Origin of the sequence: Pasteurella sp. WM03 (assembly GCF_004570945.1) — a bacterium.
GTDB lineage: Bacteria > Pseudomonadota > Gammaproteobacteria > Enterobacterales > Pasteurellaceae > Rodentibacter.
Genome location: NZ_SPPO01000006.1, coordinates 144635 through 163843, shown reverse-complemented (window position 1 = coordinate 163843; position 19209 = coordinate 144635). Strand labels below are relative to the sequence as shown.

Genomic DNA, 19209 nt, shown 5'->3' with positions numbered 1-19209 from the left:
AATTTTTAAACCTATTAAAATGTAATCTTATGCCTCAACAAACGATGATGTTAATGCGAGAATGCATCCCTGTATTTACTGTATTGAGTGATGAAAATCGCCATCATATTCTGCGTCTTTTACTTGAAAATGGAAAAATGAATGTGAATGACTTAACGGAGCGTCTCCATCTTTCACGTCCTGCCGTGTCACATCATTTAAAAATTATGCGACAAGCCGGTGTTGTCAATGTGGAACCCGTAGGCAAAGAACGCTTTTATTGTATTGCGATGAAAGATGCTATAATGAAACTTACTCAGCTTACCCAACTTCTCGCATTTCACTGCCCCAATTCTTAATCCTACGACTTGATATGTGTCTCAGCTGTACAATGGGTATTCTAGGGTAAAAGTAAGGAGTGATACCTCTCCTCCAAAATATTAGCTCATTGAAATTTCTTTATTTTTAGATACTCACGGCAGGATATTAAGGCTTATAACAATGACATTGTATTTGTACGTAATATCGAAAAATTTTTTATTAAATAAGTTTATGTTTTTAAACCTATAAACAAAAGGAAAATCAAATGTTATTTACCTCTTTTACTTTTACAAATGGCACACAAGCCAAAAATCGTTTTTTTAAAGCGTCTACGGAAGAACAACTGGCTGTAGATAATCGCCCGAGCGAGAAACTCATTCACTTATACGATGTATGGGCAAAAGGAGGTGCCGGTGTGCTATTAACCGGTAATGTTATGGTGAGCGAAGATGGCAAAGGCTCACCTAATGATGTGGTATTAACTAATGAACGTGATTTACCGATGCTTAAACGTTGGGCGGCTGCCGGTATACAAAAGGATGCATTATTAATTATGCAAATTAATCACGCTGGCAAACAATCTCCCAAAAATATATCACCACAACCCGTTGCCCCAAGTGCGGTTCCTCTGAGTGGAATGGAGAATTTCTTTCATCATCCACGAGAATTACAAACCACCGAAATTCGGGACTTGATCACAAAATTTGCCGAAACAGCCCGTATAGCCGAACGAGCCGGTTTCTCCGGTGTGGAAATTCATGGTGCACATGGTTATTTAATCAGCCAATTTTTATCGCCCCATCACAACCGCCGTACAGATGAATGGGGTGGCAGTTTAACTAACCGAATGCGTTTTTTAGTGGAAATTTATCATGCTATTCGTGCCACTACGACACCTCATTTTTTAGTGGGAGCGAAATTAAACTCCGCTGATTTTCAAAAAGGGGGCTTTGATGAAGATGAATCCGTGTTGGTGATCGAAAAAATGAGTGAACTCGGTATTGATTTTATTGAAATTTCCGGTGGAAACTATGAAAGTCCGGCAATGCTTTCTAACAAGCCAAGCAGTCAAAAACGTGAAGCTTTTTTCTTAGATTATGCTAAAAAAGCACGAGCAGTCACAAACGTGCCACTCATTATTACCGGTGGTTTTCGTTCCCAAACAGCGATGAGCGATGCTCTCACACAGGGTGATTTAGATTTTGTGGGCATTGCCCGTCCATTGACACTGGTGCCTGATCTGCCTAATCAAATTGAACAAGGCATTTATCAAACGGTAAAACTACGTCCTATTCGTACCGGTGTAAAGAGAATTGATGGCCAACTGGGTTCAATTTTAGAAATGGGGTGGTATATGTACCAAATGGAACGTCTTGGCAGGGGTAAATCACCGAAACCAACGGTCTCTGCATGGTATATTTTATTCCGCACACTTTGGCAAAGCGGTAAAGCTGGATTGAAAAATAGTCGGGCTTGATGACGTATTAAGTAAGTATGAGAACTCAACCAATACTCTCCTTAGCACCTAAAATAGACAGTGAAAAATCCGGTATTATGTAACAAATACACAAAATAGAAATTTCACCGACATTGTAGGGACACACTGCGTGTGTCCGAATTTTAATCTATTGAAATGATTTGATAACGGACACACAGTGTGTCCCTACAATCTACCCAAAAACAGATTTGTGCAACTGCTGCATAATACCGTAAAAATCATTAAAATTTGACCGCTCTTTTGGGTCACCAAGCTCAAGGATCCTAATAACGATCCTCCTCATTGTTTATTGACAAGCAATGCCATAATGATTAGAATTTGCCGTCTATTTCTGTATTGAAGTAGATTTTTTGAACAACATTCTATTATTGAATAACATTTAAACTGGAGCTTTTTTAATGGCAACTATCAACCAGCTAGTACGCAAACCGCGTGTGAAAAAGGTTGTAAAAAGCAACGTTCCTGCATTAGAGGCTTGCCCGCAGAAACGTGGTGTATGTACTCGTGTATATACTACAACTCCTAAAAAACCTAACTCAGCGTTACGTAAAGTATGTCGTATCCGCTTAACAAACGGTTTTGAAGTAACTTCTTATATCGGTGGTGAAGGTCACAACCTTCAAGAGCACAGCGTTGTGTTAATCCGTGGCGGTCGTGTTAAAGACTTACCGGGTGTGCGTTACCACACAGTACGCGGCGCATTAGACTGCGCAGGCGTGAAAGATCGTAAACAAGGTCGTTCTAAATACGGCGTTAAACGTCCTAAAGCTTAATGGTTCTCCGTTAAGTAAGGCCAAACGTCTAAATTAGCAAAAAAATTTAAACCATAAACTCCAGTCAAAAGCGCACCGCGCTGCAAAATTCCTTAAAAGGAAGATTGCTGATGAGTTTTGGATATCCTGAAGATTAAAATACGGAGAAATTCGCAATGCCACGTCGTCGTAGTATTGAACCACGCAAGATTCTTCCAGATCCGAAATTCGGTTCAGAATTACTTGCAAAATTTATTAATGTAATCATGGTAGACGGTAAAAAATCCGTTGCTGAATCCATCGTTTACGGTGCATTAGAAACCCTATCTGAGCGTACAGGTAAAGAACCTTTAGAAGCGTTTGAAATCGCACTTGAAAATGTGCGTCCAACAGTAGAGGTTAAATCTCGTCGTGTTGGTGGTTCGACCTACCAAGTACCGGTTGAAGTTCGTCCGGTTCGTCGTAACGCATTAGGTATGCGTTGGATTGTAGAAGCAGCACGTAAACGTGGTGATAAATCAATGGCTTTACGCCTTGCAAATGAATTATCAGATGCGTCTGATAACAAAGGTGCAGCAGTGAAAAAACGTGAAGACGTTCACCGCATGGCTGAAGCGAACAAAGCATTTGCTCACTACCGTTGGTAATAAGCTTTTGAATTTAAAGGGCTTCATCATTGATGAAGCCTTACCCTTATATAAACAGATATTAAACTAAACAAGGTTATAATAATGGCACGTACAACTCCTATTGAAAGATATCGCAATATCGGTATTAGTGCGCACATTGATGCGGGTAAAACGACTACTACTGAACGTATCTTATTCTATACAGGTGTGAGCCACAAAATCGGTGAAGTACACGATGGTGCGGCAACAATGGACTGGATGGAACAAGAACAGGAACGCGGTATCACCATCACCTCAGCGGCAACCACCGCTTTCTGGTCTGGTATGTCTCAACAATTCCCACAACACCGTATTAACGTTATCGACACGCCGGGACACGTAGACTTTACTGTTGAAGTAGAACGTTCTATGCGTGTTCTTGATGGCGCGGTGATGGTTTACTGTGCCGTAGGCGGTGTCCAACCACAATCAGAAACCGTATGGCGTCAAGCGAATAAGTATGAAGTTCCGCGTATTGCGTTTGTTAACAAAATGGACCGTACCGGTGCAAATTTCTTACGTGTAGTTGAACAGTTAAAAACCCGTTTAGGTGCTAACGCTGTACCTCTTCAACTTCCAATTGGTGCAGAAGAAAACTTTACCGGTGTTGTTGATTTGATCAAAATGAAAGCGATCAACTGGAACGAGGCTGACCAAGGTATGACCTTCACTTATGAAGACATCCCTGCAAACATGCTTGCTGACTGTGAAGAGTGGCGTCAAAATCTTGTGGATGCTGCAGCTGAAGCTTCTGAAGAATTAATGGAAAAATACCTTGGCGGTGAAGACTTAACTGAAGAAGAAATCAAAGCAGGTCTTCGTCAACGTGTATTAGCGAATGAAATCATCTTAGTAACCTGTGGTTCTGCGTTTAAAAACAAAGGTGTTCAAGCAATGCTTGATGCTGTGGTTGAATACTTACCGGCACCAACAGATATTCCAGCAATTAAAGGTATTAATCCGGATGAAACTGAAGGTGAACGTCATGCAAGCGATGAGGAGCCATTCTCTTCATTAGCGTTTAAAATTGCAACTGACCCATTCGTAGGTAACTTAACCTTCTTCCGTGTTTACTCTGGTGTCATTAACTCTGGTGATACCGTATTAAACTCAGTGCGTCAAAAACGTGAGCGTTTTGGTCGTATCGTTCAAATGCATGCTAACAAACGCGAAGAAATCAAAGAAGTTCGTGCCGGCGATATCGCTGCGGCAATCGGCTTAAAAGATGTGACTACCGGTGATACATTGTGTGCAATTGAAGCACCAATCATCCTTGAACGTATGGAATTCCCAGAGCCGGTAATCTCTGTTGCGGTAGAACCAAAAACAAAAGCAGACCAAGAAAAAATGGGTATTGCATTAGGTCGTCTTGCACAAGAAGACCCTTCATTCCGTGTTCATACTGACGAAGAATCCGGTGAAACCATCATTTCAGGTATGGGTGAATTACACTTGGATATCATCGTTGACCGTATGAAACGTGAATTCAAAGTAGAAGCGAATATCGGTAAACCACAAGTATCTTACCGTGAGACTATCCGTACCCGTGTTAATGATGTAGAAGGTAAACACGCAAAACAATCTGGTGGTCGTGGTCAATACGGTCATGTTGTTATCGACTTGTATCCATTAGAGCCTGAAGGTCCGGGTTACGAATTTGTTAATGAAATCAAAGGTGGTGTCATTCCTGGTGAATACATCCCAGCTGTTGACAAAGGTATTCAAGAACAACTTAAATCTGGTCCATTAGCAGGTTATCCGGTAGTTGACCTTGGTGTTCGTTTACACTTCGGTTCATACCATGATGTGGACTCATCCGAACTTGCGTTTAAACTTGCTGCGTCTTTAGCCTTTAAAGCGGCATTCGCAAAAGCAAACCCGGTTCTACTAGAGCCAATCATGAAAGTAGAAGTTGAAACACCACCAGAGTATGTTGGTGACGTAATCGGTGATTTAAGCCGTCGTCGTGCAATGGTTAACGGTCAAGAAGCGAACGAATTTGTTGTTAAAATTGACGCAGAAGTTCCACTTTCTGAAATGTTCGGTTATGCAACAGACTTACGTTCACAAACCCAAGGTCGTGCATCATACTCAATGGAACCGTTAAAATATGCTGAAGCACCAACAAGCGTTGCTGCTGCAGTTATTGAAGCGCGTAAAAAATAATTTTTGTAAACCAGCGGTATAGAATATTTCGATTTTGTACCGCACTTTTAGGAAATATTAGCAATGTCTAAAGAAAAATTTGAACGTACAAAACCGCACGTAAACGTGGGTACAATCGGCCACGTTGACCACGGTAAAACAACTTTAACAGCTGCAATCACCACAGTATTAGCAAAACACTACGGTGGTTCAGCTCGTGCATTTGACCAAATTGATAACGCACCGGAAGAAAAAGCGCGTGGTATTACCATCAATACTTCACACGTAGAATACGATACCCCAACCCGTCACTACGCACACGTTGACTGTCCGGGACACGCCGACTATGTTAAAAACATGATTACCGGTGCGGCACAAATGGATGGTGCTATTCTTGTTGTAGCAGCAACTGACGGTCCTATGCCACAAACTCGTGAGCACATCTTATTAGGTCGCCAAGTAGGTGTACCTTACATCATCGTATTCTTAAACAAATGCGATATGGTGGATGATGAAGAGTTATTAGAATTAGTTGAAATGGAAGTTCGTGAACTTCTTTCTCAATATGACTTCCCTGGTGATGATACCCCAATCGTACGTGGTTCAGCATTAAAAGCGTTAGAAGGCGATGCTGCATGGGAAGAGAAAATTCTTGAGTTAGCTAACCACTTAGATACTTACATCCCAGAACCTGAGCGTGCGATTGACCAACCGTTCCTTCTTCCAATTGAAGACGTGTTCTCAATCTCAGGTCGTGGTACAGTAGTTACCGGTCGTGTAGAGCGTGGTATTATCCGTACCGGTGATGAAGTTGAAATCGTAGGTATCAAAGATACCGCGAAAACAACTGTAACCGGTGTTGAGATGTTCCGTAAATTACTTGACGAAGGTCGTGCAGGTGAAAACATCGGTGCATTATTACGTGGTACCAAACGTGAAGAAATCGAACGTGGTCAAGTGTTAGCGAAACCGGGTTCAATCACGCCACACACTGACTTCGAATCAGAAGTGTACGTATTATCAAAAGATGAAGGTGGTCGTCATACGCCATTCTTCAAAGGTTACCGTCCACAATTCTATTTCCGTACAACAGACGTAACCGGTACTATCGAGTTACCGGAAGGTGTGGAAATGGTAATGCCTGGTGATAACATCAAAATGACTGTATCCTTAATCCACCCGATTGCGATGGACCAAGGTTTACGTTTTGCTATCCGTGAGGGTGGTCGTACCGTTGGTGCGGGTGTTGTTGCCAAGATCATCAAATAATACCGAAATATCATATTTATATTTCTCAAAAAGTGCGGTTCAAACCGCACTTTTTTATTACTGAAAAGTATTATCACTTACTAAAAATCCAACAAAATATCCTTCGTGGCTGAAATAAATTCCCTTACTCATAAATATCAATACACTTATTTTCCTTCTAAATCTGGTAAAAAATAACAACGATTATTTTCTTATACAGGAGTAAAATAATGTAAGATTATAAAAAATAAAAAAGTTGGCATAATTCATTTATACCAACTTTTTTTACCTAGAGTGAATAGGAATTACTTTTTCAATAAATCACGAATCTCAGTAAGTAACTTCTCTTCATTTGATGGCTCTGCTGCCGCTTTTTCAACAGGTTTCTTCAATTTATTAATAGCTTTCACCATTAAGAAGATAGCAAAGGCAATGATAACAAAATCGAAGACATTTTGAATGAACATACCATAATTTAATGTTACAGCAGGAATGTCACCATTTGCTGGCTCTAAAATAAATTTCAGATCTTTGAAATCTACCCCACCGGTTAATACCCCTAATACAGGCATCACAACATCACTAACAAGTGAACTAACAATTTTACCAAATGCCCCGCCAATAATGACACCCACAGCCATATCAACAACATTACCACGCATCGCGAATTCGCGAAATTCCTTTATAAAGCTCATAAATTTTCCTTTTGTTAAATTAATAAATGGGGTTCGTATTCTATATGAGCTATCTAAAATGTAAACCTTTTAAATAAAGAATACGCTCGGTTGGAACAATTTCTCAATTTCAGAAACAGCTTTTTTGTCACTTAAATATACGACAACATGATCGCCATCCTGAATTTCAATATTTTTATGTCCAATAATAACGTCATTATGACGCAAAATTGCACCAATAATACAACCTGTCGGTAAACGAATATCGCGAATTTTTCTGCCAATAATATGAGAAGAATTCAAATCACCATGCGCAACAATTTCAATCGCCTCGGCAGTCCCATGATGTAAACTCGCCACATTTTTTACATCGCCTTTTCTCACATAGCCTAATAGAGCAGAAATCGTGGCTTGCTGTGGTGAAACGGCAATATCGATTGTCCCACCTTGAATAAGGTTGATATATGCCATACGTTGAATCAGAACCATGGCTTTCTTTGCCCCTGAGCGTTTTGCTAATAATGCAGACATAATATTAGCTTCATCATCACTGCTCAAAGAAAGAAATACATCTATGTTTTCAATATGTTCTTCAAATAATAAATTTTGGTCTGATGCATCACCATGAAAAACCAACGTTTTCGCTAATTTTTCTGCTAAAATCTGCGCCCGCTCTGCATTTCGCTCAATTAATTTTACAATGCAATGATCTTCCAATTGCTTTGCCACGCCTGACGCAATATTCCCTCCTCCAACAATCATGATTCTTTTATAGGGCTTTTCAAGACGTTGCAACTCGCTAATTACCGCTTTAATATGCTCTGTCGCACAAATAAAGGTGATTTCATCACCGGCTTCGATGATCGTGGAACCTTGTGGGCGAATCGTTTTGTCATTACGCAAAATAGACACAATACGGCATTCAATATGTGGCATATGTTCCTTAAACGCTGACAAAGCATGTCCTACTAATGCCCCACCATAATAAGCGTTTACCACCACTACACTGATACGATTTTTAGCAAAATGTGCTACTTGTAATGCACCGGGATAAGTGATGAGACGAGTGATTTCATCCGTCACTAAATTTTCCGGTGAAATAAGATGATTGATAGGAATGTTTTCATCATTAAACAATTTATCTTTTTCACGCAAATACTCTGAATTCCGAATACGTGCAATACGTGTTGGCGTGTTAAATAATGTATATCCCATTTGGCACGCCACCATATTGATTTCATCTGATGAGGTCACCGCCACCATTAAGTCCGCATCCGCCGCACCGGCATCACGTAACACTTTTGGAGAAGAAGGTGAACCCTGAATCACGCTTAAATCATGCTTCTCCTGCAAAGCCTGAAGCTGTGGTGATTCATTGTCCACTAAGGTAATATCATTATCCTCGCTGACAAGATTCTCTGCCAATGTTGTACCGACTTGTCCGGCACCAAGAATCATAATTTTCACGCGTCACTCCTTGTTAAAATAAGAGAACGAATACCAATTTGCGCTGAATTTAGACCGCACTTTAACGCATTCACTTGGCGACAGATTTCATCTGTTACTGCATTTGCCTGAGCCATCTTTTCTTCTGTTACCCCTTCAGGTGATTTTTGGAATAAAATTGAATCTAATAATCGCTCTGCGTGCATACCGTCACGGCAATAATGTAACACGCCCGCCTCATCAAATAGGGTTGCCACTTTCGCAATTTTTGTGGTTGCAATACCCAATGCCCCATCTTCACCGCCTAATTCTCGGAATAACGCATGCTGCGGAAATCCGCCGCAAGCCAAGAAAAAAGCACGGCGAAACACTACATTGCCACCGCATGTCATTCTCATATGCTGCCAAGCAAAATCAAAATTAGGGTGTTCCGCATAATGGCTCGCTAATCCTATGGGTTTTAAAGCTAAACGTACCACAGAGGTGTCCGGTTGAAAATGGAAGGTTGCCGCTGCCACTTCTAATGCGCCTTGCTCATAGGCATCGTCCGCATCTAAAAAAGCGATCAATTCATTCGTAGATTGTAACGCCCCCTAATTTCGTGCTTTTGCGACACCACCGTTTTTACTCATTGACTCCACAAAAATCCGTTCCGGATACTGAGTGGAAAACTGATTCGCCAGTGTCAAAGTACTGTCGGTAGACGCATCATCCACCAACCAAATTTTGCCTAAACAGGGTTGATTTAAAACAGATTCCACTGCCCGTGTTAATGTTGTTTCTGCGTTATAACAAGGAATGATCACGTCAATGTTAGGAAACATGATGATCTCCTTTCTTTTACGTTAGGCACGCTTACGTAACTTGGCATAATAAAATCCGTCTCCGCCATTGTCTTGCGGAATAAACTGAAAACCGACCGCACTTTTATTATCACTCACATTATCTTCAAAAGGGAGCGACAATAATTCAGCATCCGGTTGCTCCGATAAGAACGCACGAATTTGTTCATTATTTTCTTCCGGTAAAACGGAGCAGGTGGCATATAATAAAATGCCATTTGGTTTCAATTTCGCCCAAAGGGCTTTTAAAATATTTTTTTGTAATGCTGTAAGTTGTGCAATGTCCGTTTCTTGGCGTAACCATTTAATATCAGGGTGACGGCGAATCACACCGGTGGCAGAACAAGGTGCATCGAGTAAAATACGGTCAAATTTCACCGCACTTTGCCCGATTTCCGCCAGCCATTGATCCGGTTTAGTTGCATCACCGCAAACTACTACTGCTTGCTGATTCAAACGTGCCAGATTTTCCGTCACCCGTTTCAAACGATGGGATTCCACATCTAATGCAATCACATTCGCTTGCGGAGCGAGTTCCAAAATATGGGTTGTTTTTCCACCAGGCGCAGCACAGGCATCTAAAATCCATTCACCATTTTGAGGTTCAAGCAACGTTGCTGCCCATTGAGCACTCAAATCCTGTACCGTTACCGCCCCTTCCGAAAAATGAGGTAATTTTTGTACCGCCATTGGTGAAGCCAGGCGTAATGCCTGAGGGTGAGAGCTGATTTCTGCCAAAATGCCCGACTCCGCCAATAAAGTCCGGTAGCGTTCCACGCTATTTTTTTGTGCATTAACCCGTAGCCACATCGGCGGTTTTTGATTATTCGCATTAATGATGTCACGCCAATTCGGATAAGCCTTTTTCAACTTGTTGACAAACCATTCGGGATGTAAGGTCTGCCAATGTTTATCCACTTGCGCCAAAATACTTTCTTTTTCACGTAAAAAACGGCGTAGCACACCATTGACTAACCCACGGAAACTGTCTGATTTCAAGGTTTTTGTTGCATTTACCACTTCATCCACGGCGGCGTGGGTCGGGACTCGCATATAAAGCAACTGATACAGCCCAACAAGTAATAAACAATGTACAACCCGAGTTTTGCCTTTTAGCGGTTTATCCACAAGACATTGGATAATTCTCTCCAAACGAGGCAGCACACGACATACACCGAAACAAATTTCTTGGAGTAAGGGTAAGTCTTGTGTTTTCAGCATAGGTTGCACATCGGGAATTAAGCTCGAAAGAGATTTTCCCTCATCAAGCACTTGTAAAATGACCTGTGCTGCCACCGCTCTAGTGGAAAGTGCGGTCGTTTTTTTCGTTGGTTTATTTCTTGCCGCTTTTTGCGGTGAGCGTTCATTTTTCATTAGGCTAGCACCTTACCAACAGGAAACCAATCTGCTCGTCCGTTTAACAAATCCTGTGCCGACATCGGCTTTTTACCTGCCGGTTGCAATTGCAGAATATTTAGAACACCTTCAGCCGTGGCAATTTGAATACCGGTTTTATCCGCACACAGAATCATCCCCACCGGTTTATCTTGATGAGATAGCACTTCCGCCTGATACACTTTCAAAGTTTGTGGACTTCCTGCTTTATCTTCCGTGCTGAAATACGCCATCGGCCAAGGCTTAAATGCCCGAATATTCCGTTCAAGTTGTGTAGCAGAAAGTGACCAATCCAGTTTAGCTTCTTCTTTAGAAAGTTTATCCGCATAGTTGCTTTGGCTGTTATCTTGTTTCTCGGCAATAAATTTTCCGGTTTCGAGCTGATCAAGCACCTCAATGAGTGCCGGTGGTGCTAATTCAGCCAATTTATCATAAAGACTTGCTGAGGTTTCGGTTGGCAAAATATCACAATACACTTTGTGCAACATATCACCGGTATCCAAACCTTCATCCATTTGCATAATGGTCACGCCGGTTTGAACATCACCCGCCCAAATCGCACGCTGAATCGGTGCGGCACCACGCCAACGGGGCAAAATAGAACCGTGTACGTTCAAACAGCCCAAACGTGGCGCGTCTAGAACCGCTTTGGGGAGAATTAAGCCATAAGCCACCACCACCATCACATCGGCGTTCAGGGCTTGTAATTTTGCTTGTGCCTCAGCATTGCGTAAGGATTTAGGCTGATAAACAGGAATATGATGTTGTTCGGCAAGCTGTTTCACCGGGCTGGCCTGTAATTTTTTACCACGTCCCGCCGGTTTATCTGGTTGGGTATAAACTGCGATCACATTATGTTGAGAATTTATTAAGGCTTGTAAATGCTGTGCCGCGAAATCAGGCGTACCTGCGAAGATAATATTAAGTGGTTTCATCATGTTCTGCGTTATGTTGAATAATGTTCCCGATAGTACGGGAGAGAAAATAAAATGCGGTCAAAATTAACCGCACTTTTCGTGATTATATCGCTGTTGCACAGGGTGGAAAACTGTAGGGACTCATCTGTTATAAAATCAACTTTCAATATATATGATAAGCGGACACACGCAGTGTGTCCCTACGTTTCGTTGAAATCCCTGTACATTGGCTACATAATATCGGTTATTGTTTTGCCATTTGTTTTTTGTATTTAACCAATTTTTCTTTAATACGTTGGCGTTTAAGCGGTGAAAGATAATCTACAAACAAAATGCCGTTGAGGTGATCAATTTCGTGTTGAATACAAATGGCAAGTAAGCCGTCTGCGTTTAAGGTAAATTCTTTGCCGTCACGGTCTAGCGCCTTTACAGTCACTTTTTCTTTCCGTGGTACTAAGGCACGAAAACCGGGAATCGACAAACAACCTTCTTCAATACCGGTTTCACCTTCAGACGCCAAAATTTCCGGATTAATTAATACCAATTGGTTTTGTTTATCTCCCTCAATATCAATGGTAATAATACGTTGTAAAATATCCACTTGCGGTGCGGCTAAACCAATGCCTTCTTGTTGATACATCGTATCAAACATATCATCTACAATTTTTCGAATAGCATCATTAACTTCGGAAACAGGCTCACAAACAACTTTTAAATGTTCGTCAGGATAAATTAATACATTAAGTGCGGTCATAATTTCTCTTATTTTTTAAATTGTAATTTGTTGCGTAATTGTAGCACAGGAAGGTATTTATGTCCTTAATTAGGGTGATTGACACAAAAGCCATTATGCAAACTCCAATTCAACCGAGCTTTCCCCCAACATATTCGCTAATTCCGTTAAAATTTCATCAGTCGGTGTAATTGACCATTGAATCCCGAGACGTAGTAACGCTCTGCCTTTCGGGCTTTGGTAGTAAACGTTAATCGGTAGCCCCCCCCCACTCACCGGTGTCAGCTTTTCTTTTAGCTGTTTAATGAAAATTGGGGTAATTTGCTCGTCCGATAAACAAATAGCAAGGGATTTCGCATAGCGTGAACGGGCTTCATCTAATGTCATCATATCCCGTACGGTCATTTTTAAACCACCGGAAAAATCATCAAAACTCACTTGTCCGGATACCACCACAACCGTATCTTTCTGCAATTTTTCACCAAATTGCTCTAAACTTTCACCAAATAAGGTGATATCCAAGCGACCTGAGCGATCATCTAATGTCGCAATGCCCAGTCTATTCCCCTTTTTGGTAATCGCAATGCGTGATGACACAATTAAGCCTGCCGCCGTACTGATTTGCCCACGACGGTTTGGTGTGAGTTCCTTTAAGCGTGTTGAACTGTAATGGGAAAGTTCTTTCAGATAACGGCTAACCGGATGACTGGTTAAGTACAGCCCTAGGGTTTCACGCTCGCCATCTAGGATTTGTTTTTCCGTGTAAGGCGGCGTATTGGCATAGGCGTTTTCCACTTCTTCATAGGTTTCAGTCAATACGCCAAACATATCCGATTGCCCCATAGCTTCGTCTTTAGAGTGTTGATCGGAGGCTTTTAATGCGTCTTCCAAATTTTTAGAAAGCGCCGCACGATGCGGCCCTAATTTATCAAATGCACCAGACATAATCAGGCTTTCAAAAGTACGTCTATTGATTTTTTTCAAATCAACACGGGCGCATAAATCAAATAAATCTTTAAAAAATCCCCCTGCATTGCGTGCCGTAATTAATGCCTCAATCGGCCCTTCACCCACACCTTTAATCGCCCCGATACCATACACAATTTCACCGTTTTCATTCACGCTGAAATGATGTTTGCCCACATTAATATCCGGTGGGGTGACTTTTAATCCCATTCGCAAACATTCATCATATAAGCCGACAATTTTATCGGTATTGTCCATTTCCGATGTCATCACCGCTGCCATAAATTCCGCCGGGAAATGGGTTTTCAACCAAAGGGTTTGATAAGAAACCAAGGCATAGGCTGCCGAGTGGGATTTATTAAAACCATAACCGGCAAATTTTTCCACCAAGTCGAAAATCTTCATAGCAAGTTCACCGTCAACGCCATTTTTGATCGCGCCCGCTTCAAACACAGAGCGTTGTTTCGCCATTTCTTCCGGTTTTTTCTTACCCATTGCACGGCGTAATAAATCCGCACCGCCCAATGTATAACCGGCTAAAACCTGTGCAATTTGCATCACTTGTTCTTGATATAAAATAATGCCGTAAGTCGGTTCTAAAATCGGTTTCAGGCTTTCGTGCTGATAGTTCACATCGGGATACGAAACCTCTTCACGACCGTGTTTACGGTCGATAAAGTTATCCACCATGCCCGATTGTAGCGGGCCGGGACGAAACAGTGCCACCAAAGCAATAATATCTTCAAAACAGTCCGGTTGGAGACGTTTAATCAAATCTTTCATACCCCGTGATTCCAACTGGAACACAGCGGTGGTTTCGGCACGTTTGAGCAATTCAAAAGATTCCGGATCATCCAAGGGAATAGAGGCAATATCTACCATAGGTTTCCCTTCCCGAACCATACGGGCATTGACCATATCCAATGCCCATTTGATGATGGTCAGGGTGCGTAACCCCAAGAAGTCAAATTTGACTAAACCAGCATATTCCACATCATTTTTATCGAAATGAGTAACGGGATGAAGCCCTTCACTGTCGCAATAAAGTGGTGAGAAATCCGTGATGAGTGACGGTGAAATCACCACACCACCGGCGTGCTTACCGGCATTTCGGGTGACTCCTTCCAGCTTGCGTGCCATATCGATCAGGGCTTGCACTTCCTCATCGCTGTCATAAGCAGCTTGTAATTGAGGCTCAACTTCAAAGGCTTTGGCAAGGGTCATACCCGGATCGAGAGGAATCAATTTAGAGATGCGATCCACAAAACCATAGGGATGACCTAATACCCTACCCACATCACGGATTACCGCTTTCGCCGCCATGGTACCGAAGGTGATAATTTGCGATACCGCACCACGCCCATAGGTGTCCGCCACATGCTCAATCACGCGATCTCGCCCGTCCATACAGAAATCCACGTCAAAATCAGGCATAGACACACGTTCAGGGTTTAAGAAACGTTCAAAAAGCAAATCAAATTCTAAGGGATCGAGATCGGTAATTTTTAACGCGTACGCCACCAATGAGCCTGCACCTGAACCCCGTCCCGGCCCCACGGGAATATCGTTATCTTTCGACCACTGAATAAACTCCATCACGATCAAGAAGTAACCCGGAAACCCCATTTGGTTAATGACGTCGAGTTCCACTTGCAAGCGTTCATCATATTCCCCACGTTTTTCCGACCGCACTTTTTCATCAGGAAATAAAAATGCCAGCCGCTCTTCCAACCCCTCTTTTGATTTCATCACCAAATAGTCTTCCGTACTCAGTTCCCCTGTTGGGAATTGCGGTAAGAAATATTGCCCAAGGCGTAAAGTAACGCTACAACGCTGTGCGATTAATAAGGTATTTTCAAGGGCGGAAGGAATATCGGCAAATAAGGCACACATTTCTTCTTCCGTGCGGAAATACTGCTGTGCCGTGTAAAGTTTAGGGCGTTTAGGATCATCTAAAGTATAGCCATCATGAATCGCTACACGAATTTCATGGGCTTCCGCATCATCAGGTGTTAAAAAGACTACATCATTGGTCGCCACAAGAGGGAGATTTTGATCTTCAGCTAAGGCACAGGCGGCTTTGATATAACGTTCTTCATCAGGCTTGCCGGTTCGGGTTAATGACAGATAAAAATGATCCGGAAAAAATTCTTGGTAGAAATCGACCGCACTTTGTGTTTCCGAAGCATTTTCTTTCAATAATTTTTTACCCACGTCACCTTTTGTCCCACCGGATAAAATAATCACGCCCTCACGGTGTTCGATCAACCAATCTTGATCGATATAAGGCAAATCGTCGTAGCCCCGTTGGTAAGCCTTCGACAAGAGCAATGTGATATTTTTATAGCCCGTATTATTTTTCGCCAACAAGGTCAGCTCAAATAATTCATCGCCACATAGCTCACTGCGTACCCGTACATCCGCCCCGATAATCGGTTTAATACCGGCAGACAATGTTTCCCCATAAAAACGCACGACACCGCAAAAATTGGTGAAATCCGTCAGCGCCATCGCCACCATATTATTCGCTGCACAGGTTTTGACTAAAGGTTTCACCTTGGCAATCCCATCAATCATGGAGAAATCACTGTGTGTACGGAGATGGACGAAACGGGGTTGTGTCATTGAAAATCCTTGAAAGTGCGGTTGATTTGAATGTTTTTTACGGGCGTGTATTATACGGAAATTTAAGATGAAGGGAAAATAAAGGGCTGAATGATCAACACTCATTCAACCCTGTTTTAGCTTATCGTGACTTACGCAACATTTTGTGTTGTTCCAATACGGTTAAAAATTCTTGAGGCAATTTGGGAATGACTTGAGAGACAATCTCAGATGGAATCTCACCATAGAAAGCCTCCGAAATGGATCCGGTAATCGCCGCAATGGTATCACTGTCACCTCCAAGAGAAACGGCAAGACGAATGGCATGTTCAAAGTTTTCACTTTCTAAAAATGCGACTATCGCCTGTGGAACAGATCCCTGACAGCTCACATCAAACTTATACTCAGGGCGAATCTCATCGCAGGTTTGTGATAAATTATACCCAAAGGTCTCTTCAATATAGGCTTTGATTTTTGTTTTATCTTTTGTGGTTCGGGCTAAAAAAATTGCCGTTGCGGTAGCCTGTGCCCCTTTAATGCCCTCAGGATGATTATGTGTGATTTCAGCCGAGCGTTTAGCATATTCAAGGGTTTCTTCAAGAGTATCAAATGCCCAACCCACCGGCGATACACGCATTGCCGATCCGTTTCCCCAACTGTTGTATGGCTCAGGTTCAATAGCCGGATTTAACCAACGATAAAACATTCCTCCATAACCGGCATTGTAATAACGAAGTCCCCAGTAACGCATAATTTCAACAAGATTCTCTTTTACCCCCTGATTCAACCAATCTGCCACCGCAATAGTACAAACAGTATCATCGGTAAAACGACATTGAGGAACAATCAATTTAAAATCTGTTGCACGGTAGTTATTGCACTCAAAACGCGAACCTACAACATCGCCAACAATCGCACCTAACATAAATTACTCCTGATAAATATGATATATTCCGCCAAAATAGCGGTTGCCAATTTCATAAAAAAACAACCGCACTTTTACCAATATGGTTATTTGTCTTGGCTCATCATTCTTCCAAATGGGATCTGGCTAGAATAGCCAAAAACTCTCGTGGCAGCTTAGGCAGGATCTGTTTGATAATTTCATTGGGGATTTCACCATAGAATGCTTCAGCAATGCTCCCCGTAATCGCAGCAAGGGTGTCGCTGTCGCCCCCGAGCGAAACGGCAAGACGAATGGCATGTTCAAAGTTTTCGCTTTCTAAAAATGCGACTATCGCTTGGGGAACAGTACCTTGACAGCTTTCGTTAAACTTATATGTCGGACGGATTTCATCACACGTCTGTGATAAATCGTAACCAAAAGTTTCTTCAATATAGCGTTTGATTTTGCCTTTATCTTTCGTTGTACGGGCTAAAAAAATCGCCGCTGCGGTAGCTTGTGCTCCTTTAATGCCTTCGGGATGATTATGTGTGATTTCAGCCGAACGTTTAGCATATTCAAGGGTTTCTTCGATTGTATCAAATGCCCAACCCACCGGCGATACCCGCATTGCCGAACCATTTCCCCAACTGTTGTAAGGTTGTGGATTAACTTTCGTACTGATCCATTTATCAAACATTCCGCCATAGCCGGCATAAGGGTATTTCTGACACCAATGACGCATAATTTCTACCAAATTATCTTGGCAACCCTGCTGAACCCAATCCGCCACGGCAACCGTACATATCGTGTCATCGGTAAATTCACTTCTTGACGTAATCAATTCAAAATCTGTTGCTCGGTAATTTCTAAACTAAAAACGAGAACCCACAATATCGCCAACAATTGCGCCTAACATAATTCCTCCTTAATAAATAGATTATGCTGTAATAAGCAAAACCAAGTATAACGGCTATGTAATAGGTTGTCGTGACAGGTTGTGTCGCACGCAAAAAAATAATTATGCTGATGAGAAATAGGATTTTTGCTAAAAGCGCGATTGTAAATTTCGTCAAAAAACAACCGCACTTTGAGCAAGCAAGCTAATCTATTTTATTTACATAGAAAACCGCTTTTGCCATTGTTTTGGGCTGATATGATGTTTGGCTTTAAAATGTTGGCGGAATGCCGTTGTGGAATGGAAGCCAATTTGGTGAGCAATTTCGTCAATCGTTAATTTGGTACTTTCGAGTAATTCCCGCCCTTTTTGTAGCCGTACCTCAATCAACCATTCGGTGAATGCCATTCCCGTTGCTTGACGAAAATGACGAGTGAATGTGCTGCGGCTCATCATTAATTGTTTGGCTAACTCATCAATCGAATAATTTCCTGTTAGATTAGTTCGTATAATATCTAGCCATTCATTGATATTCTTATTAGCGGTTTTACGAGCAATGGGTTGTTCAATAAATTGTGCTTGTCCTCCTTCCCGATGAGGAGAAATCACCAACAAACGTGCCAGTTGATTGGCAATTTTTACACCATATTGGCGGCGAACAATCGCAAGACAGCAATCTAACCCTGCAGACGTTCCTGCAGAGGTGATGATGTTTTCATCTTCAATATAAATTGCATTGCAGTCTAATTTTACCTGTGGGAAACGTTGTTTAAAATCCGTTTCACCTAACCAATGTGTCGTGGCCTTTTTACCATTCAGCAATCCGGCATAAGCCAGTGAATATGCCCCATAACACAGCCCCACAATCATCGCTCCACGTTGTGCCGCTTGTTGTAATGCCAGTATTAAAGCCTCGGAGGGAGGTTGATCAACATTATCCCAACCCGGTATCACAATAAAATCAGCTTGAGCTAACAAACCCAAATCGCCATCAGCTACAATCGTAGCAGGATAGGACTGTGCCACCCTTGGATTTTCCGCCACAATCTTGACATTAAATAAAGGTTTGCCCTCAATTTCTGTTGAAAAAACCATATAAGGCACAGAAAACTGAAAAGGGTTAAATTGGGGATAAAGTACAAGTGCAACAGTTGGAATAGGCATTTTTTTCTCATGCGAATAAATTTGACCCAATTTTTTCGATATTTGAATAATAAGTCAATATTTTTTATTTTATCTC

The 19209-nt window shown here is 41.9% G+C and carries 15 protein-coding genes and 1 pseudogene; 6 read left to right on the top strand and 10 right to left on the bottom strand.

All coding sequences use genetic code 11. From position 1 onward, the window contains the following. Nucleotides 1-29: 29 nt before the first annotated feature. The 6 genes from E4T92_RS07785 to tuf all read left to right on the top strand — a co-directional run bounded on the left by E4T92_RS07785 (nucleotide 30) and on the right by tuf (nucleotide 6632). Nucleotides 30-338 (top strand): metalloregulator ArsR/SmtB family transcription factor, encoded by a 309-nt coding sequence (locus tag E4T92_RS07785; RefSeq protein ID WP_077543017.1) that lies wholly within the window; start codon nucleotides 30-32, stop codon nucleotides 336-338. Between the two features lie 227 nt (nucleotides 339-565). Next, a complete protein-coding gene (locus E4T92_RS07780) occupies nucleotides 566-1777 on the top strand; it encodes an NADH:flavin oxidoreductase/NADH oxidase family protein (RefSeq protein ID WP_135094155.1) in 1212 nt (403 codons plus the stop codon). A gap of 419 nt (nucleotides 1778-2196) precedes the next feature. Continuing rightward, nucleotides 2197-2571, top strand: a complete 375-nt coding sequence (gene rpsL / locus E4T92_RS07775; protein WP_005543325.1) for a 30S ribosomal protein S12 — start codon at nucleotides 2197-2199, stop codon at nucleotides 2569-2571. A 155-nt stretch (nucleotides 2572-2726) separates the two neighbouring features. Continuing rightward, nucleotides 2727-3197 (top strand): 30S ribosomal protein S7, encoded by a 471-nt coding sequence (gene rpsG, locus E4T92_RS07770; protein ID WP_018356117.1) that lies wholly within the window; start codon nucleotides 2727-2729, stop codon nucleotides 3195-3197. An 84-nt stretch (nucleotides 3198-3281) separates the two neighbouring features. Further along, a complete protein-coding gene (gene fusA / locus E4T92_RS07765; RefSeq protein ID WP_135094154.1) occupies nucleotides 3282-5384 on the top strand; it encodes an elongation factor G in 2103 nt (700 codons plus the stop codon). A 63-nt stretch (nucleotides 5385-5447) separates the two neighbouring features. Further along, nucleotides 5448-6632 (top strand): elongation factor Tu, encoded by a 1185-nt coding sequence (tuf, locus tag E4T92_RS07760; protein WP_077419639.1) that lies wholly within the window; start codon nucleotides 5448-5450, stop codon nucleotides 6630-6632. A 284-nt stretch (nucleotides 6633-6916) separates the two neighbouring features. Here the strand turns inward: tuf and mscL are convergent, their stop codons facing one another. The 10 genes and pseudogenes from mscL to E4T92_RS07710 form a co-directional block, all read right to left on the bottom strand. Next, nucleotides 6917-7306 carry a large-conductance mechanosensitive channel protein MscL gene (gene mscL / locus E4T92_RS07755; protein ID WP_077541214.1) on the bottom strand — a complete coding sequence of 130 codons (390 nt, stop codon included), beginning with the start codon at nucleotides 7304-7306 and terminating at the stop codon, nucleotides 6917-6919. Between the two features lie 69 nt (nucleotides 7307-7375). Beyond that, on the bottom strand, nucleotides 7376-8752 hold the full coding sequence (gene trkA, locus E4T92_RS07750; protein ID WP_135094153.1) for a Trk system potassium transporter TrkA: 1377 nt from the start codon (nucleotides 8750-8752) through the stop codon (nucleotides 7376-7378). After that, a pseudogene (locus E4T92_RS07745) lies at nucleotides 8749-9555 on the bottom strand (glycosyltransferase family A protein). Before E4T92_RS07745 ends, trkA begins: the two are co-directional and overlap by 4 nt. Before the next feature lie 21 nt (nucleotides 9556-9576). After that, nucleotides 9577-10947 (bottom strand): 16S rRNA (cytosine(967)-C(5))-methyltransferase RsmB, encoded by a 1371-nt coding sequence (gene rsmB / locus E4T92_RS07740; RefSeq protein WP_135094152.1) that lies wholly within the window; start codon nucleotides 10945-10947, stop codon nucleotides 9577-9579. Then, a complete protein-coding gene (gene fmt / locus E4T92_RS07735) occupies nucleotides 10947-11903 on the bottom strand; it encodes a methionyl-tRNA formyltransferase (protein WP_135094170.1) in 957 nt (318 codons plus the stop codon). The genes rsmB and fmt overlap by 1 nt, the downstream gene beginning before the upstream one ends. Nucleotides 11904-12129: 226 nt before the next feature. Continuing rightward, entirely contained in the window at nucleotides 12130-12639 is a 510-nt protein-coding gene (gene def, locus E4T92_RS07730; protein ID WP_135094151.1) for a peptide deformylase, read from the bottom strand. 93 nt (nucleotides 12640-12732) lie between these two features. Then, a complete protein-coding gene (gene dnaE, locus E4T92_RS07725; protein ID WP_135094150.1) occupies nucleotides 12733-16209 on the bottom strand; it encodes a DNA polymerase III subunit alpha in 3477 nt (1158 codons plus the stop codon). A 121-nt stretch (nucleotides 16210-16330) separates the two neighbouring features. Beyond that, nucleotides 16331-17113: an ADP-ribosylglycohydrolase family protein gene (locus tag E4T92_RS07720; RefSeq protein ID WP_077550154.1), complete on the bottom strand. Its 783-nt coding sequence runs from the start codon at nucleotides 17111-17113 to the stop codon at nucleotides 16331-16333. A gap of 103 nt (nucleotides 17114-17216) precedes the next feature. Continuing rightward, the gene (locus E4T92_RS07715) at nucleotides 17217-17915 is read right to left on the bottom strand and encodes an ADP-ribosylglycohydrolase family protein (RefSeq protein ID WP_209307348.1); all 699 of its coding nucleotides are present in this window, start codon (nucleotides 17913-17915) and stop codon (nucleotides 17217-17219) included. 273 nt (nucleotides 17916-18188) lie between these two features. Continuing rightward, entirely contained in the window at nucleotides 18189-19133 is a 945-nt protein-coding gene (locus tag E4T92_RS07710) for a helix-turn-helix domain-containing protein (protein WP_135094149.1), read from the bottom strand. Between the last annotated feature and the right edge of the window lie 76 nt (nucleotides 19134-19209).

What these genes read in the sequence shown, in the direction of transcription:
- rpsL (WP_005543325.1), top strand. Translation starts at nt 2,197, where the DNA reads ATGGCAACTATCAACCAGCTAGTACGCAAACCGCGTGTGAAAAAGGTT.
- E4T92_RS07785 (WP_077543017.1), top strand. Translation starts at nt 30, where the DNA reads ATGCCTCAACAAACGATGATGTTAATGCGAGAATGCATCCCTGTATTT.
- rpsG (WP_018356117.1), top strand. Translation starts at nt 2,727, where the DNA reads ATGCCACGTCGTCGTAGTATTGAACCACGCAAGATTCTTCCAGATCCG.
- mscL (WP_077541214.1), bottom strand. Translation starts at nt 7,306, where the DNA reads ATGAGCTTTATAAAGGAATTTCGCGAATTCGCGATGCGTGGTAATGTT.
- E4T92_RS07720 (WP_077550154.1), bottom strand. Translation starts at nt 17,113, where the DNA reads ATGTTAGGTGCGATTGTTGGCGATGTTGTAGGTTCGCGTTTTGAGTGC.
- fusA (WP_135094154.1), top strand. Translation starts at nt 3,282, where the DNA reads ATGGCACGTACAACTCCTATTGAAAGATATCGCAATATCGGTATTAGT.
- def (WP_135094151.1), bottom strand. Translation starts at nt 12,639, where the DNA reads ATGACCGCACTTAATGTATTAATTTATCCTGACGAACATTTAAAAGTT.
- E4T92_RS07780 (WP_135094155.1), top strand. Translation starts at nt 566, where the DNA reads ATGTTATTTACCTCTTTTACTTTTACAAATGGCACACAAGCCAAAAAT.
- fmt (WP_135094170.1), bottom strand. Translation starts at nt 11,903, where the DNA reads ATGAAACCACTTAATATTATCTTCGCAGGTACGCCTGATTTCGCGGCA.
- rsmB (WP_135094152.1), bottom strand. Translation starts at nt 10,947, where the DNA reads ATGAAAAATGAACGCTCACCGCAAAAAGCGGCAAGAAATAAACCAACG.
- dnaE (WP_135094150.1), bottom strand. Translation starts at nt 16,209, where the DNA reads ATGACACAACCCCGTTTCGTCCATCTCCGTACACACAGTGATTTCTCC.
- tuf (WP_077419639.1), top strand. Translation starts at nt 5,448, where the DNA reads ATGTCTAAAGAAAAATTTGAACGTACAAAACCGCACGTAAACGTGGGT.
- E4T92_RS07710 (WP_135094149.1), bottom strand. Translation starts at nt 19,133, where the DNA reads ATGCCTATTCCAACTGTTGCACTTGTACTTTATCCCCAATTTAACCCT.